This is a genomic window from Telluria beijingensis (assembly GCF_030770395.1).
Taxonomy (GTDB): Bacteria; Pseudomonadota; Gammaproteobacteria; order Burkholderiales; family Burkholderiaceae_D; genus Telluria; species Telluria beijingensis.
Genome location: NZ_CP132480.1, coordinates 1,982,247 through 1,999,227 on the forward strand (window position 1 = coordinate 1,982,247; position 16,981 = coordinate 1,999,227).

At 65.2% G+C, this 16,981-nt stretch carries 8 protein-coding genes; all 8 read right to left on the reverse strand.

The window, feature by feature from the left end; all coding sequences use genetic code 11:
* Positions 1-134 precede the first annotated feature (134 nt).
* Positions 135-1,979: a putative bifunctional diguanylate cyclase/phosphodiesterase gene (locus Q9246_RS08825; RefSeq protein WP_306397052.1), complete on the reverse strand. Its 1,845-nt coding sequence runs from the start codon at positions 1,977-1,979 to the stop codon at positions 135-137.
* Positions 1,980-2,232: 253 nt separating this feature from the next.
* A complete protein-coding gene (locus tag Q9246_RS08830) occupies positions 2,233-3,906 on the reverse strand; it encodes an alpha-amylase family glycosyl hydrolase (protein WP_306397054.1) in 1,674 nt (557 codons plus the stop codon).
* A 36-nt stretch (positions 3,907-3,942) separates the two neighbouring features.
* Positions 3,943-5,574, reverse strand: coding sequence for an alpha-D-glucose phosphate-specific phosphoglucomutase (locus Q9246_RS08835; RefSeq protein ID WP_306397056.1), 1,632 nt, complete (start codon positions 5,572-5,574; stop codon positions 3,943-3,945).
* A 120-nt stretch (positions 5,575-5,694) separates the two neighbouring features.
* Complete coding sequence (locus Q9246_RS08840; RefSeq protein WP_306397058.1) at positions 5,695-7,026, reverse strand: MFS transporter; 1,332 nt, start codon at positions 7,024-7,026, stop codon at positions 5,695-5,697.
* Positions 7,027-7,309: 283 nt separating this feature from the next.
* On the reverse strand, positions 7,310-9,148 hold the full coding sequence (locus Q9246_RS08845) for a DEAD/DEAH box helicase (RefSeq protein ID WP_306397060.1): 1,839 nt from the start codon (positions 9,146-9,148) through the stop codon (positions 7,310-7,312).
* Between the two features lie 204 nt (positions 9,149-9,352).
* Positions 9,353-12,022: a TonB-dependent receptor gene (locus Q9246_RS08850; protein WP_306397062.1), complete on the reverse strand. Its 2,670-nt coding sequence runs from the start codon at positions 12,020-12,022 to the stop codon at positions 9,353-9,355.
* A gap of 437 nt (positions 12,023-12,459) precedes the next feature.
* Complete coding sequence (locus Q9246_RS08855) at positions 12,460-13,971, reverse strand: tryptophan halogenase family protein (RefSeq protein ID WP_306397064.1); 1,512 nt, start codon at positions 13,969-13,971, stop codon at positions 12,460-12,462.
* An 82-nt stretch (positions 13,972-14,053) separates the two neighbouring features.
* Positions 14,054-16,939 (reverse strand): TonB-dependent receptor, encoded by a 2,886-nt coding sequence (locus Q9246_RS08860; RefSeq protein WP_306397067.1) that lies wholly within the window; start codon positions 16,937-16,939, stop codon positions 14,054-14,056.
* Positions 16,940-16,981 lie beyond the last annotated feature (42 nt).

Below are 16,981 nucleotides of genomic sequence, written 5' to 3' on the forward strand. Positions count from 1 at the left end.
CCCGCGACAGCGCGCATGAAACCAATGCCCGCGTCCGGGCGGGCAAGGCGTGTAAAGACTGGCATGGCAATCTATGCAAAGTTGACGGAAGGTCCAGTCTAGCGCAGTTTACCGACGATTCGATACCCCAAAAGTCAGGCCAGCAGCGCGCGCATCTCCGGCACCGACAACGGCGCCGCCTGCGCCTCCTGGAAGCGCCGCAGCACCTGTTCGATCGCCGGCGCCGGCTGCGCGCGGCTGAAGTACCAGCCCTGCACGCAATGCACGCCGCGCTCGGCCAGCCACGACAGGTCGGCTTCGTCTTCCAGCCCTTCGCACAGCAACTCGGCGTCGAACACGGCGGCGATGCCCTGGATCAGGGCAAACACGCCGGCGGTGCGGGCGTCGCTGGCCACGCCGTGCACGAAGCGGCGGTCGGCCTTGAGCCGGTCGAACGGAAAACTGGTGAGCGCATCGAGGTTCGAGTAACCGGTGCCGAAGTCGTCGACCGCCACCCGTACCCCGAGCGCGCGCAGCGCCGAGATACGCTGGTGCAGCAGGGTCGGCGAGTCGAGCAGCTGGCTTTCGGTGACCTCGAATTCGAGCAGGTCGCCCGGCACGCCGGTGGCCTCCAGCACCTCGGCCAGGCGCGCGAAGACCTGGCTGTGCATCAGCGAGGCGCGCGAGAAGTTGAGCGCCACCGGCGGCACCGACAGGCCGCGTGCGCGCCAGTCCATCAGGTCGCGGCACACCAGTTCGAGCACGTGGATATCGAGCTCGAAGATGCGGCCCGAACTCTCGGCCTGCGGCACGAACATCCCCGGCCCCACCATGCCGTAGGCCGGATGGCGCCAGCGCACCAGCGCCTCGAGCCCGATCAGGCGGCCATGCGCGACGTCGACCTGCGGCTGGTAATGCACCTCGAGCCGGCCGAAGCGCGGCGCGCCGCGGATCGCTTCGCGCAGCTCGTAGCGCAGGCGGGCGCGCGCCATCAGCGCCGCATCGTACTCGTGCACGACGCTCACGCCCTGCTGCTGGCGGATCGCGGTGGCGGCGATATCGGCGGCATCGAGCAGGCCGCCGGCGCTTTCCTCGCACGGCGCCTGCTGGCGCCGGATGCCGATGCGCGCATTGAGCGTGTGCATGCAGTCCTGCTCGACCTCGAATGGCTGGTCGATGGCTGCGCACAGGCGGCGCATGCAGGCATCGTGCTCGTGCGGCGGCGAGACCAGCGCGAACGCGAACTGGTCGGCGCCGAGATGGCCCAGCAGCGCGCCATCGGCCCAGTCCTCGAGGCGCTTGCCCATCAGGCGCAGGATTCGGTCGCCCGTCTCGCGCCGAAACAGGTCGTTCACCTGGCGGAATCCGATCAGGTCGACCATGCCGACCGACAGCGTGGCGCCCGGCCGCTCGTCCAGCATGCGCTGCAGGTGGTGCAGGAACACGGCGCGGTTGAACATCCCGGTGACGGCATCGCAGTAGCGCAGTTCGAGCATATCGACGACGATGCGCGCCATCAGCCGCAATTGCGCGGCCTGGGCAACGTCGAGCCGGCGCGGCGTACGGCTCATGACCCACAAGGTGCCTAGCAGGTGTTCGCTCTCGCCCTTGAGCGCCACGCCAGCATAGTGGCGGTAGTGCGGGGCCTGGCTCACCAGCGGATTGTCGGCGAAGCGGACATCGCGGCTGGCATCGTCGATCTCGAACCAGTCGACGCCTTCTTCCAGCGCGCTGTGGCAGAACGAACCGGTGCGCGGCAGGATGCAATCCTGGATGCCGATGCGCGAGGGCAGCCAGATCTGCGACTGGAACATCAGGCTGATGCCGCCAATGTCGGCGCCGGTAGCCTGCACCGCGAGGCGCGTAATGTAGTCGAGCTTGGGGTCGGCCGGATCGGTGAGCACATCGTGACCGACTTCTTCGTCGCCGACGAACAGGACTTCTTTTCGCGCGCCTGGCCTGACGCGCCGCGCCCGCCCGCGCACCAGCCGATAGATCATTCTCGCTCTTGCGATGCCGCTGACCATGCTCCCTCTCCTTCGCGCCAACGCACGCCGGCGCGCCACGGCCGCGCGCTCCGTTGGCGCCCGGTTCCGTACAACATGTATGCGTAGACAGCTTATCAGCGTTCGAGCGAACGCTGCGGACGCGTGGACGGGGATTCCGCGCGGCAGGAAATCATGCGCCCGGCATGGAAAGATGCACCAGCATGGCGCATGGCAGCGAGCGCCGCCATGCGCCGGTCGGACGCGCTCAGTCCTGGGCGATCAGCGCCACCGGCGCCGCGGTGTCGAAGCGCACCTTGCCGCCCTTGACCACGGCGCTCTTGCCGGTGTACCAGTCGCGCACGGTGGCGCCGTCGTGGAACACGCCGCCGACCTGGATGTCCGCCGGCGCGCCGCCCGGCAGGTCGAGCGCCACCACCACGCGGTCGCTGACGCCGTTCTTTTCCCAGGTGCGCTTGAAGGTGTAGGGGCTGTGGCTGATCATCTGGTGCACGCCTGCCCCGACCGCCGGATGGGCGGCGCGGAAGCGGCCCAGGCGCGCCCAGTGGTCGCGAATGTCGGCGACGCGGTGCGCGCCGCGTGCGGCATTGGACTTCAGCTCGTCCCAGTTCATGAACGAGCGCAGCGTGGCGTCGCCTGCCGCGCCGTCGACGCGCAGGATGCGCGCCGTCTCGTCGCCATAATAGATCTGGGCCGCGCCCGGCGCCAGCAGCAGCTTGTTGGCCGATTCGAACGGGCGCTCGCGCAGCGGGTCGAAGGGGCTGCCGTCGTCGTGCGAACTGATGTAGTTGAGCACGGAATAACCCTTCATCTCTCCCTGCAGGATGGTCGAGTAATCCGAGAAGATTTTTTCGTAGGGCTGCTTGGCGTCGCTGCGCAGGCTGAAGCTGATCATGCTGTCGAAGCCCTGGTCCAGGTAATCGACGAAGTCGCCGCCGCCCAGGTCGAACTTGCGCGCATGCCTGATCTCGTAGTTGTACACCTCGGAGACCATCCAGAACTTGTCCTCACCCAGGCGCTGCTTCGGATTGGCGCGCTTCCAGTCCTCGAAAGCGAGGCTGGCTTCCTGCTTGAGTTCCTTCCACAGGCCCGGTTCGGTGTGCTTGACCGTGTCGGCGCGGAAGCCGTCGATGCCGTACTTGCGCACCCAGTCGGCGTGCCACTTCATCAGGTAGTAGCGCGGCGCGCGCGGATAGCCGGTGCGCTTGAAGAACTCGTCCAGCTCCTTCACCTCGCGCTCGTAGCGACCCTCCTTCTTCCACTTCGCCACCAGGTGCGGCGGCAGGTCGACGTTGGCGTCGCTATTGGTGAGGAAGTCCGGCAGATTGGCCACCAGCGTGCAGTCGATCGTGGTGCGCGCATCTTTATAGGTGCACTGCGGGCCGGTACGCACCCACGACTTCGGCCATACCGGATCCTGCTTTGTTACCGGGCCGGTGTGGTTCATCACCACGTCGAACACGATGCGGATGCCGCGCGCGTGGGCGGTGTCGACCAGCTCCTTCAGCTCGGCCTCGGTGCCGAAGGCGGCGTCGAGCGCCGTAAAATCCTTGGCCCAGTAGCCGTGGAAGCCATAGCTCTTGCCGGTGCCTTCATCGGTCGAGCCGTGGATCTGCTCGACGACCGGCGTGAACCAGATCGCGTTCACGCCCAGGTCGGTGAAATACCCTTCCTTGACCTTCGCCGTGATGCCGGCGATGTCGCCGCCCATGAAGCCGCGCAGCTTGGCGGCATCGTCCTTGCGGCCATACGCCTTGTCGTTGGCCGGATTGCCGTTGTTGAAGCGGTCCGTCAGCAGGAAGTAGACGGTCGCGTTCTCCCAGACGAAAGGCTTGCCGGCGGGCGCCGTGGTGTGCGCGGCGGCGGACGACAGCGCGCCGAAGGCGAGCAGCATGGAGGCGGCAAGGACGGGTAGTTTCATGCGGTTTCCTGTGTTGTGGTGTGGCGAGGTGGGTGATCAGGTGATGACGGTGGGTTCGCTGCGGCCGGTGCGCTGGCGCAGTCCGGAGATGCTTTCCGCGACCGCGATCAAGCCTTGCAAGGCCTGCTGGGTATCGAGATCGTGGCGCGCCGGATCGGCTTCGAAGCGTTCGAGGTAGAGCCGGATGGTGGCGCCCTCGGTGCCGGTGCCGGACAGGCGGAACACGATGCGCGAGCCGTCGCTCATGACGATGCGGATGCCCTGCTTGCGCGCCACCGAGCCGTCGACGGGATCGCTGTATTCGAAGTCGTCGGCCAGCGCCACGTGATGGCCGTCCAGCGCCTGGCCGGCCAGTTCGGGCAGGCGTGCACGCAGCGCGTCCATCATGCTTTCCGCGGCCTGGGCGTCGACCGCTTCGTAATCGTGGCGTGAATAATAGTTGCGGCCGAAACGCGCCCAGTGCGCGCGCAGGATGTCGTCGACCGATTGCCTGCGCACGGCCAGCAGGTTGAGCCAGAACAGCACCGCCCACAGGCCATCCTTTTCGCGGATGTGGATCGAGCCGGTGCCATAGCTTTCTTCGCCGCACAACGTGGTGAGATTGGCGTCCATCAGGTTGCCGAAGTACTTCCAGCCGGTGGGCGTCTCGAAGCAGGAAATGCCGAGCGCCTCCGCCACGCGGTCGGCCGCCTGCGAGGTCGGCATCGAGCGCGCGATGCCGTTGATGCCGCCCGCGTAGCCCGGCGCCACGGTGGCGTTGGCGGCGATGATGGCCAGGCTGTCCGACGGCGTGACGGCGATGCCGCGCCCGACGATCATGTTGCGGTCGCCGTCGCCGTCCGAGGCGGCGCCGAAGTCGGGCGCGTCCGGCGCCGCCATCACCGCGATCAGCTCGGCCGCGTTGACCGGGTTCGGGTCGGGATGGCCGCCGCCGAAATCCGGCAACGGTTCGCCGTTGACCACGGTGCCGGCGGGTGCGCCGAGGACTTCTTCGAGCACCGCCTTCGCATACGGCCCCGACACCGCGTGCATGGCGTCGAAGCGCATCCGGAAGCCGCTGGAGAACAGCGCGCGGATCGCGCCGAAATCGAACAGGCGGCCCATCAGCTCCGCGTAGTCGGCGACCGGGTCGATCACCTCGATCGTCGTGTTCCCGATGCGGGTGCTGCCCAGGCGATCGAGATCGACCGGCGGCGCGTCGCCGATGCGGTAGGCGGTGAGCGTCGTGGTGTGCCGGTAGATGGCGTCGGTGATTTTTTCCGGCGCCGGTCCGCCGTTCTCGATGTTGTACTTGATGCCGAAGTCGCCCTCCGGTCCGCCCGGATTATGGCTGGCCGACAGCACGATGCCGCCGTCGCAGGCATGTTTGCGGATCACGCAGCTCACGGCCGGCGTCGACAGGATGCCGCCCTGCCCGACCAGCACCCGCTCCACGCCGTGGGCCGCGGCCATGCGCAGGATGGTCTGGATCGCCTCGCGGTTGAAATAGCGGCCGTCGCCGCCCACCACCAGGTGGCGGCACTTGCCTTCGCCCAGGGTCAGGAAGATGGCCTCGACGAAGTTCTCGAGGTAGCCGGGCTGCTGGAATTCGCTCACCTTCTTGCGCAGGCCGGAAGTGCCGGGACGCTGCCCGGCGAACGGGGTGGTCGCGACGGTGTGAATGGTCATGCTGTGCTCCTGTCCAGGTAAGTTTGCGCTCACATATTCGCCCCGCTGGAGCGAATATGTTAGTAAAACATTACGATACGACAGCCGCAAAAATGACGGCGCGCGTGGAAAATAGCGGGGTCAAGCCTTGACCGGGGCCGCCTTGTCGGTGACGAACAGGGTCAGCACCGCCGCGACCAGCATGCAGCCGCCGCCCAGCACCAGGGTCTGGACCGCATGGCCGCCGAACAGGTGCTTGGTGACGCTGCCCAGCAGCAGGCCGCTGACGATTTGCGGGATCACGACGAAGAAGTTGAACAGGCCCATGAAGTAACCCATGCGCTTGGCCGGCAGCGAGCCGGCCAGGATCGCGTACGGCATGGTCAGGATCGAGGCCCAGGCGATGCCGATGCCGATCATCGGCAGCACCAGGGTCTGCTTGTCGGTGATCAGGAACATGCTGGCCAGCGACAGGCCGCCGATGGTCAGGCACGTGGCGTGCACGATCTTGCGGCTGGTGGCGCGGGCGAACACCGGCAGGATGAAGGCGGCCAGCGCCGACACGCCGCTGTACACCGCGAACATGATGCCGACCCAGTTGCCGGCGTCCTGGTAGGCGCTCGATTGCGCATCGGTGGTGCCGTAGACGTTGTCGGCGATCGCGGTGCCGGTGTAGATCCACATCGCGAACAGCGCGATCCAGGTGAAGAACTGCACGAAGGCCAGTTGCACCATGGTGCGCGGCATCTTGCCGAAGCCGCCGAGGATCTCGACGAACATCGTGCCCACGCCGCGCGAGGCCTTACGCTCCTTATGGAAGGCCTCCATGTCGGGCGGCGGCAGTTCGTCGGCGAATAGCACGGTCCAGCTTACCGCCAGGAAGAACACCAGGCCGCCGGCATAGAAGGAGTAGCGCACGGTGTCCGGGATCACGCCGCCGACGGCAGCGTTGGACACGCCCATGCTCTCGAAGAAGGTCGGCAAGAGCGATGCGATGACGGCGCCGCAGCCGATGAAGAAGGTCTGCATCGCATAGCCCGCGGTCTGCTGGGCCGGATCGAGCTTGTCGCCGACAAAGGCGCGGAACGGTTCCATCGATACGTTGATGGCGGCGTCCATCATCCACAGCACGGCGACCGCCATCCACAGCGCGGTGGAGTTCGGCATCAGGAATAGCGCGATCGCGGCCAGCACGGCGCCGATGAAGAAGAACGGACGGCGGCGGCCCCATTTCGGGTGCCAGGTATTGTCGCTCAGGTAGCCGATGATCGGCTGGACCAGCAGGCCGGTGACCGGCGCGGCCAGCCAGTACAGGGCCAGGTTGTCGGGATCGGCGCCGAGGGTGGCGAAGATGCGGCTGGTATTGGCGTTCTGCAGCGCGAAGCCGAACTGGATGCCGAAGAAACCGAAGCTCATGTTCCACAGCTGCCAGAACGACAGGCGCGGCTTGAGCACGGTCGATTGCATATCCATTGTGTGTCCCCAATCTGGCCCGGACGCGACCGGGCTTCTCTCGTGTGTGATTGCACGGCCGCTCGTTCGAGCGTGCCGTCAGTGCCTTGTGCAGGATGCGGTGCGAAGCCGGAAGGGACGAAAAGAGACGACCACAGTCCGGCTAGCGTATCTGTAGCAAAATAACATGGTGGTTTCTAGGTGTCAATCGCGGCGTTCCCATAGTAGGACAGCCGCGACAACCCAGTGTAAACACGGATTTTTGTAGTCAAACAACAGCGTGCACCGTCGTTTGACTACCTGCTTACGCCTGCCCTTTGCGGTGCGGCTTCTTGCCCGGCGCCGGCTTTTCGCTCAGGCGGCGTTCGACGCCCTTCTTGGCGGCGTACGGTTTCTTCGCAGCGGGCGTGGCCGGCGTTTCGCCATCGCGCGTGATATCGAGCTGGCGCCCTGCCACCCACACGGTCTTGAGGTGGTCGACCAGGTCCTTCGGCATGTCGTCCGGCAGGTCCAGCGTCGAATAGTCGTCATAGATCTCGATGCGGCCGATGTGCTTCGACGGGATATTGGCTTCGTTGGCGATCGCGCCGACGATATTGCCCGGCTTGGCGCCGTGCACATAGCCGACTTCGATGCGGAAGGTGGCCATGCCCGGCTCCGGCTCGCGCGCCACGCGCTCTTTCTTGAAGCCCGGCTCGCGCGGCGGACGCGCGGGACGGTCTTCCCACTCGCCGCGCGGCGGACGCTCCTGGAAGCCGCGCTCGGCGCCGCCGCCAAACTCGCGCTGCGACGGCACGCCTTCCGGACGCGCCTCGCGATCCGGCTTGGTCAGCAGCAGCGGCTCGTCGCCGCGCGCCAGCTTGGCCAGCGCAGCCGCGATCTCGATCGCCGGCACGTTGTCTTCACGCTCTATCTCTTCGATCAGCGAGCGGAACACTTCCAGCCCGCCTTCGGCCAGCGTGGTGCGGATCTGGTCCTTGAAGCGGCTGATGCGCACTTCGTTGACTTCCTTGATCGTCGGCAGCGACAGCGGCGCCACCGGCTGGCGCGTGGCGCGCTCGATCGCCTTCAGCAGGCCGCGTTCGCGCGGGGTGATGAACAGGATCGCGTCGCCGCTGCGGCCCGCGCGGCCGGTGCGGCCGATGCGGTGGGTATAGCTCTCGGGATCGGACGGCACGTCGTAGTTGATCACGTGGCTGATGCGCTCCACGTCCAGGCCGCGGGCGGCGACGTCGGTCGCCACCAGGATGTCGATCTTGCCGTTCTTGAGCTGCTCGATGGTGCGCTCGCGCTGTTGCTGGGCCATGTCGCCGTTGATGGCGGTGGCGGCGAAGCCGCGCGCCTGCAGCTTGGTCGCCAGTTCCTCGGTGCCCAGCTTGGTGCGGGCGAAGATGATCATGCCATCGAACGGTTCGGCCTCGAGGATGCGGGTCAGCGCGTCGAGCTTGTGCATGCCCGACACCAGCCAGTAGCGCTGGGTGATGTTCTCGGCGGTGCCGGTCTTGGCCGCGACGGTCACTTCGGCCGGATCGCGCAGATAGGTCTTGGCGATGCGCTTGATCGCCGGCGGCATGGTGGCCGAGAACAGCGTGGTCTGGCGGCCTTCCGGGGTCTGCTGCAGGATGTGTTCGACGTCGTCGATGAAGCCCATGCGCAGCATTTCGTCGGCTTCGTCGAGCACCAGCGTGGTCAGCTGCGACAGGTCGAGCGAACCTTTTTCGATATGGTCGATGACCCGGCCCGGGGTGCCGACGACGACGTGCACGCCGCGGCGCAGGCTCGACAGCTGCGGGCCGTAGCTCTGGCCGCCGTAGATCGGCAGCACGTGGAAGCCCTTGATGTGGGCGGCATAGCTCTGGAAGGCTTCGGCCACCTGGATCGCGAGCTCGCGCGTGGGCGCCAGCACCAGCGCCTGCGGGGTGGTCTGCTTGATGTCGATGCGCGACAGGATCGGCAGGGCGAAGGCGGCGGTCTTGCCGGTGCCGGTCTGGGCCTGTCCCAGCACGTCGCGCCCTTCCAGCAGCAAAGGAATGGTGGCGGCCTGGATCGGCGACGGCGTTTCGTAGCCGACGTCCTTCAGCGCTTTCAGGACGGGCGCCGAGATGGAAAGGTCGGAGAACGATGGGATGGGGGTGTCGGACATAAAAGAATTGCTCTTGAAATAAGTAGAAACGAAACCGACAGTTTACACCGTCGTCTCGTCCGGGGCGCTAAATAGGATGGATGCGGGGGTCAAAACCACAGAATCCGGAAAAACAAAAAAGCCCTTGCAGGCAAAAACCTGCAAGGGCCCCGATGAGGGCAGGCGCTGCCGCCGTGGCGGCGCGCCGGTATTACGGCGTGAAACTTACAGCTTGTAGTTCAGGCCGAGCAGCATCTGGCGGCCATACTTGCTGTAGCCGCGCGGACGGTCTTCGGTGCCGGCGTAGCTGCGGAACGCGGTATCGGTCAGGTTGTTCACCTGGAACAGCACCGACAGGCCTTCGATCTGCTTGAAGTCGTAACCCAGCTGCAGGTCGACCACTTTATCAGCTTTCACGTAGGTCAGCTCGGTAGCGCCGCCGATGCCGCCGATCTCGCCCACGAAATCGCTGCGGTAACGCTGGCTGACGCGGGCCGAGAAACCGTCTTTTTCATAGTAGGCGGTGACGTTGAACACGCGCTTGGACAGGCCCGGCAGCGGGATCGCGAGGCTGCCGAAGCGCTGGTCGACGATCGAGATTTCGCTGGCGGTGAACGAGGCGTTGGCGGTGATGCCGAAGCCGTCGAGCATCGGGTGGATCATGTCGAGCGGGGTCGAGGCCGCGAATTCCAGGCCTTTCAGGTTGCCGCCTTCGCCGTTCATCGGCTGGGTCATGGTGCCGATATTGGTCAGCGCGCCCTGCAGGTTAAACTCGGAGAAGTCACGCGGCACCGTCACGCTGTAGATGTACGAGGACAGGTCCTTGTAGAAGCCGGCAGCCGAGACATAGCCCTTGTTGCCGAAGTATTTTTCGTACGACAGGTCGACCTGCTTGGCGCGCCATGGATCGAGCTGGGCGTTGCCGCCATTGCCCCACGGGGTGCCGGTGGTCTGCGCGGTCAGGCCCACTTCGAGGGCGGCGTTCAGCTGGTTCAGCTTGGCGCGCGCCAGGGTCTTGCCGGCGCCGAAGCGGATGAATTGCTGGTCAGGCAGGGCCCAGGACAGGTTCACGCTCGGCAGGTAGTCGGTGTATTTCTTGCCGTCGGTCAGCGGGACCAGGTCGGCGAACGGCCAGGCGCGCAGGGTGTTCGCGGTCGAGCTCTGGTCGGTCTCGATCACTTGCATGCCGATATTGCCGCGCAGTGGCATCGACATCAGTTCCGTGTCGATGTTCAGCTTGGCGTAGCCGGTCTTGACCTTTTCTTCGATCGACCAGTTCTTGGTCGCGCCCCATGGCACCAGGATGGCCGGGGTGAACGGGCCGAAGTTATTCGCCAGCACGGCGTCGATGTCCCAGCTCAGCGAATTCTGCAGCCCATACAGGCCTTGCGAACCGTTGATCACGCCAGGTGCGAAGGTACCGGCGCCGATCTTCGAGAAGCCGGTTTCCAGGTGCTCTTTCTCTTTTTCGCGCTTGGAGTGGTTGTAGCCGACTTCCAGGCTGCTGAACGGACCGTCGGCGAACTTGCGCTCGAGGCTGACGCGGAACGACGTCATCTTGTCGGTCATGTTCGGGGCATTCACATAACCTTCGCCGAACTGGCCGCCGATGGCGATCTGCGACGGATCGTCGTACACGCCCGACAGCGACAGTTGCGGGATGGTGCCGCCGTTGTAGCTGTAGCCCAGGGTCTGGCGCGCGGCGCGGCCGGCGTTGATCTCGATCAGCTGTTCCTTGTGGTCGGCCTTCGAGCGGCTGATGTCGACGATACCGACCCAGTCGCCATTGGTGTAGCGGTTGTTCCAGCCGAAGGCGGTCAGCTTGTCGTCGCGCGTCATGCGGTTGTTACGCACGACCGGATTGACGTTGTTGGCGGTGCCGGCGATGGCGACGCCATTGACCACGCTCGACGGCGCGAAGCGCACTTCGCCGTCGTCCTTCAGTGGAATCTCGATGCCGCGGCGGATTTCTTCCTGGTCGAAGCGCGAGTGGTAGACGTCGAAGGTCGAGCTGAAGTTGCGGTTCGGACGCCATTCCAGCACGCCCATCAGGCCGTCGCGCACCTGGTCGCCGGTGGTGGCCATCGACTTGATGCCCTTCGGCACCTTGACGGTCGTGCCCGGCACGGCATTAGTGTCGTCCACCCAGTCCCAGGTCTCGAACTGCTGGTGCACGTTCGGTTTGTCCTGGCGCGCATAGCCGATCGCCACGCCGATGGTGCGGTCGGCGAACTGGTCGATGTAGGAGGCGCTGATGCGGCTGCCGGTGTCCGGCGAACCGGCGCTGATCGAGCCCTTCGAATTCTTTTCGCCGCGCACGTTGACGCTGATGGTGCGCTCGCGCAGTGACAGCGGCTTGATGGTCTGCAGGTCGACCGTGCCCGACAGGCCCTGGCCGATCACGCTGGCGTCGCCGGTCTTGTACACGGTGACGGCATTGATCAGTTCGGATGGGTACTGGTCGTATTCGACGGTACGGTCGGAGCTGGTGGTGACCTGCTCGCGGCCGTTCAGCAGCGCGGTCGACAGGTCGCCCGAGGTGCCGCGGATGCTGATCGACTGGGCCTGGCCGTTGACGCGCTGGGCCGACAGGCCCGGCAGGCGGGCCAGCGATTCGGCGATCGACACGTCCGGCAGCTTGCCGATGTCTTCCGAGGAGATCGCTTCGACGATGCCGGTCGATTCGCGCTTGACGGCGATCGCGTCCTCGATCGCGCGGCGGATGCCGGTCACGGTCACGGTGGTGACGGGCGCGTCGGGATTCAGGGTGGCGGCTTCGGAGGTGGCGGCGGTTTGCGCGTGTGCGCTGCCGGCCAGAACCGTGACGAAGATGGCGCAGCCGGCGGCAACCGGGCTCAACTGGAATGCGGCGCGCTTGGTGGCGATGTTTTTCATGTGTCCCCTCAGATAGAACGATGTGGTCCCGAAATCAGCTGGCTGGCCGGACCGGGATCGGCTTTTTGCGACAAAATCAACGTTGGGCGGAATTTTGTATTAAAACTAGATGCACTGTCAACGGGAGTTATTTGCAGCAAGGATCATCGCAGGTTTTTCGCTAATTCATTGTAAATGAACGAGTTTTTCGTTGTTAAAGCGCTACATGGCGATTTTCCCGGTCTGTAGTCAGGCTACAAATGCCTTAAAAACCAGCATGATTTTCTTGCTTTGCACCATCGTGGTGCACTTATGTAGTAAAACAACCAGATCAGAAGCGAGGCGTTCAAACGCATGAAAAATTGCTACATGCAAATGATCGGACCCTGATGTGTCGTTACAACAGGCGAAAAAAAAGCCGCCCGAAGGCGGCCGCGTGACGCAGGAATGACGGTCGATCAGCCTTTGCGCACCGCGCAATGCTTGGCGATGTACTCGTCATGCGTTGGCATCACATCCACGCATTTGCGGATTACATCGCGCACGCTGCCCATATAGTCGGCGATGTCCGCCTCGGACTGGGTATCGGCCAGCGGGTGGTAGCCGTCGACCGGCATGTTCTGCCCTTCCAATACCTGCAACCAGCCGACTTCCGAAAACAGCTCGTTATCGACCCGCACGATCTTGCCGCGCGAGCGGTACAGGTCCATCTTCTGGCGCAGGGTATCGGGAATCGCCATATTGGCGCATTCGGTCCAGTAGGCCGAATCGGTGCGCTGGTTCAGGTGGTAGTGCAGGATGATGAAGTCGCGCACGCGCTCGTACTCGAAGCGCGACTGGCGGTTGAATTCGATCCGGTCGGTATCGCTGAAACGGCGGTCCGGGAAAAATTCGACCAGGCGCGCGATCGCTGACTGGATCAGGTGGATGCTGGTCGACTCGATCGGCTCCAGGAAACCACCGGCCAGGCCCATCGCGACCACGTTGCGGTTCCAGGCCTGCTTGCGCATGCCGGTACGGAACCTGATCAGGCGCGGTTCGGCCAGCGCGCGGCCGTCGAGATTCGACAGCAGGGTCGCCGTCGCCTCGTCGTCGCTGATGAAGCGGCTGCAGTAGACGTGGCCGTTGCCGGTGCGGTGCTGCAGCGGGATGCGCCACTGCCAGCCCGACTTGTGCGCGGTCGCGCGCGTGAACGGCGTCAGCGCCGGCACCGATTCGCAGGGCACGGCCAGCGCGCGGTCGGCCGGCAGCCAGTGGTGCCAGTCTTCGTAGCCGGTCTCCAGGGTTTGCTCGATCAGCAGGCCGCGGAAGCCCGAGCAGTCGATGAACAGTTCGCCCTCGACGCGCTGGCCGCCTTCCAGCTCGACCGCCTCGATGAACCCGTCCGGCTCGCGCTGGATGGCGCGGGTGATCTTGCCTTCGATGCGCGTCACGCCGCGCTGTTCGGACAGTTTTCTCAGGTATTTCGCATACAGGCTGGCGTCGAAGTGGTAGGCGTAGGCGATGTCGCCCAGCGGCGAATTCGGTACATCGGTACGGGCCGGCATGAACTTGCCAGCCTTGGCCGCCATGCGCGTGATCGAATACTCCTCGAGCGGCGCGGCCTTGCCCAGCGCGCGCATCTTGTGCCAGTACTGTTCGAACGGCACCGTGGCCAGGTCCTGGCCCATGCGGCCGAAGCCGTGCATGTAGCGCTCGCCCAGCTTGCCCCAGTTGACGAACTCGACGCCCAGCTTGAAGGTGCCCATCGTCTCGCGCATGAATTCGTTCTCGTCGATCCCGACCACGCGGTTGAAGCGCTGGATCATCGGGATGGTCGCCTCGCCCACGCCGACGATGCCGATCTCGTCCGACTCGACGAGCCGGATGTTGTAGCGGCCGTTCAGCATGCTCGAAAGCGCCGCCGCCGTCATCCAGCCCGCGGTGCCGCCGCCCACGATGACGATGTCCTTGATTGCCTGGTTTTCCATGTTTTCTGCCCTAGTCTCTTCCAACGAAAAACAACCCCCGGGGCCGGGGGCCGCGAGGGTTGCATTGTAGTCCGGCTTGCTATCAGAACTTGTAGTTGGCGCCGAACTGGTAAGTGCGGCCGTACACGACGCGACGGGTAATCGAATCCGGATTATCCGTGTACTCCTGGTATGGCGCGTTGTTCCAGTTGTTCGCCTGGGCGAACACCGACAGGCCCTTGGCGAAGCCCGACTGGATCTCGTACGAGACCTGGAAGTCGACGATGGTCTCGCCCTTGACGAAGGTGTACTGCAGCGTGTCCGAGAAGTCCGGCGACTGGCCCAGGAAGTCCGAACGCTTGCGCGCCGCGGCGGCGATCTGGAAGCCGTTCTTTTCGTAGTACAGGCGCAGATTGCTGACCTTGCGCGACAGGCCCGGCAGCGGAATCGACTGCGCCGCGGTCTGCACGTTGCCGAAGCCCAGCGCCGGGATGTCGATCGCGGAACTGGTGTACGAGTGGTTGGCCAGCACGCCGAAGCCATCCAGCCACGAATGCACCATGTTCAGCGGGACGTTCACCGCCAGCTCGTAACCGCGGATGCGGCCGCCTTCGCCGTTTTCAGGACGGTTCAGCACGCCGATGGTCGAGCCTTCGAACGTGCCCGAAGTCGGCAGCGGCGTGGTCGACGTGACCCATGGCGCGAAGTCGTATTCCGACGGCGTGCGCAGGATGAAGCTGTCGAGCTTCTTGTAGAAGCCGGCCACGCTGACATAACCCTTCTTGGCGAAGTATTTTTCGTACGACAGGTCGAACGATTTCGCTTCGAACGGCTTCAGGAGCGGGTTGCCGCCGCCGCCGCTGATGAACGGGTTGGCGACGCTGGTGTTCACGCCGAAGCCGATGCCGCCGCGCAGGTCGTCCAGGCTCGGACGCGACAGCACCTTGGCCACGCCCATGCGCAGCACCTGGTCGTTGTTCAGGTCGAACGACAGGTTCAGGCTCGGCAGCACGTTCCAGTAATCGGCGGTGTCTTCCGCGCGCACCACCGGGCACGAGGCCGCCGTCTCGCCGGTGCAGTTGCCGCTGTTGTAGCCGCCGCCGGTCTGCTTGGTGTGCACGAACTGGGTGCCCACGTTGCCGCGGTAATCGAAGCCGAACAGCTGGCCGTTCAGGTCGCCCATCACGTAGGCGGTCTGCACGGTTTCCTTGACGTCCCACAGCTTGGTCAGGATGTCGGCATTGACCTTCTCGGCCAGTTCGTACACGGTGCCCAGCGAACCGAGCGGGTTCCAGGATGCGACCGGGATGCCGGTGGTGCCGGCCGTGTTCGGGGTGCTGTCCGGCATCGGCACGGCGCCGTACAGGTCGCCGCCGACGATCATCAGGCGGCCTTCTTCGCCGGTGCGGCGTTTTTCGCGGTCGGTGAAGTTGTAGCCGAACTGGAGGGCCGATACCGGACCCCACTCAGTGTCGCGCTTGGCGTTCAGGCGGATCGCCTTGAGCGTGTCCGCGATATGGGGCTGGGCCAGGTAGCCGGCCTGCGCCAGCGGCTCGGCCGCGGTGCCCGACCAGCCGTTCACGTCGGTCAGGCGGGCGATGTTCGGATCCGAATAATCCAGGCCGGTGCGGTAGGCGACATCGGCGTAGTTCAGGCCATTGAAGCCGGTCCACGAGATGGTGTCCAGGTTGGTGGCGTTGCCCGGCAGGCCGGCGGTGGTTTCGTAGCGCGAGCTCAGCTTGGTCGCCTTGGACCAGGTGATGTCGGCGCTGGTATCCCACTCGCCCAGTTTCAGCTCGTTCTTCCAGCCGACCGTCTTCAGGTCGTCCTCGGCCGCTTCGATGTGGTTGCGGATGACGGCCTTGTAGTTGGTCAGGGTGCCGCTGGTGGCGATGCCGTTCGATACGGTGACGTCCTGCAGCACGCCGACCGGGTCATAGCGGCCCGATTCGTTGTTGCCGATCGCACCTTCCAGGCCGGTACGCTTGAAGCCCGTTTCGCCGGCCGAATAGAACAGGTCGACGGTGGAGCGGAAGTTGCGGTTCGGACGCCATTGCAGCGAGGCGAAGGCGCCGTCGCGGTTGTGGTAGCCGGTCTCGGTGTCGGCGGTGAAGCCGGTCGGTACGCGCACGTTCTGGCCGTTGTACGGCAGTTCGGCCGTGTTGCCGCCCCATGCGTCGAACTTGCGCTGTTCGCCGCCGGTCTCGTCGTACGAGGTCAGGCCGACCGCGAGGCCGATGGTGCGGTTGGCGAACTGGTCGATGTACGACAGCGAGAAGCGGTCGCCATCGCCTTCTTCGTTGGTGCGCACGCCCAGGCGGCTCTTCTTGTAGTTGACGGCGACCACGCGCTTGCCGAAGTCGAGCGGCTGCACGGTCTTGAGGTCGATGGTCGCGGCCAGGCCCGAACCGATCACGCTCGCGTCCGGGGTTTTATAGATCACGACGCCGCCCATCAGCTCGGACGGGAACAGGTCGAATTCGGGGTTGCGGGCGTTGCCCGTCGAGGCCATTTCGCGGCCGTTGAGCAGGGTGCCGTTGAAGCTCGGCGACAAGCCGCGCACCGAGATTTCGGACGCGCGTCCCGAACCGCGGCTGCGCTGGGCGGTCACGCCCGGCAGACGTGCGATCGATTCGGCTACCGAGGAGTCGGGCAGTTTGCCGATGTCTTCGGCCGAAATCGCTTCGACGATGGAATTGGAGTTGCGCTTGACCGAGATCGCCGCTTCGATGCCCTGGCGGATGCCGGTCACGGTGACGGTGGAGACGTTCGGGGTCGGCGCCGCTGCCGGCGTCGCGATGACTTCGCTAGTGGCGGCCGCGGTCGGGGTGTTCGGTGCGACGGCGGTTTGCTCCGCGCTGCCCGAGGCCTGGGCGAAGGCCTGGCCGGCCAGCGCCGACAGCAGGACGGCGCAGCCCGCGGCGAACGGGTTCAAGGGGAATGCGGTACGCGCCGACTTGCCGGCGCGCCTGGTGGCGGTAGCTTTCATGGGTCTCCTCGATGGAAGGCTCGTCCCCTCCACGGCTCGGGC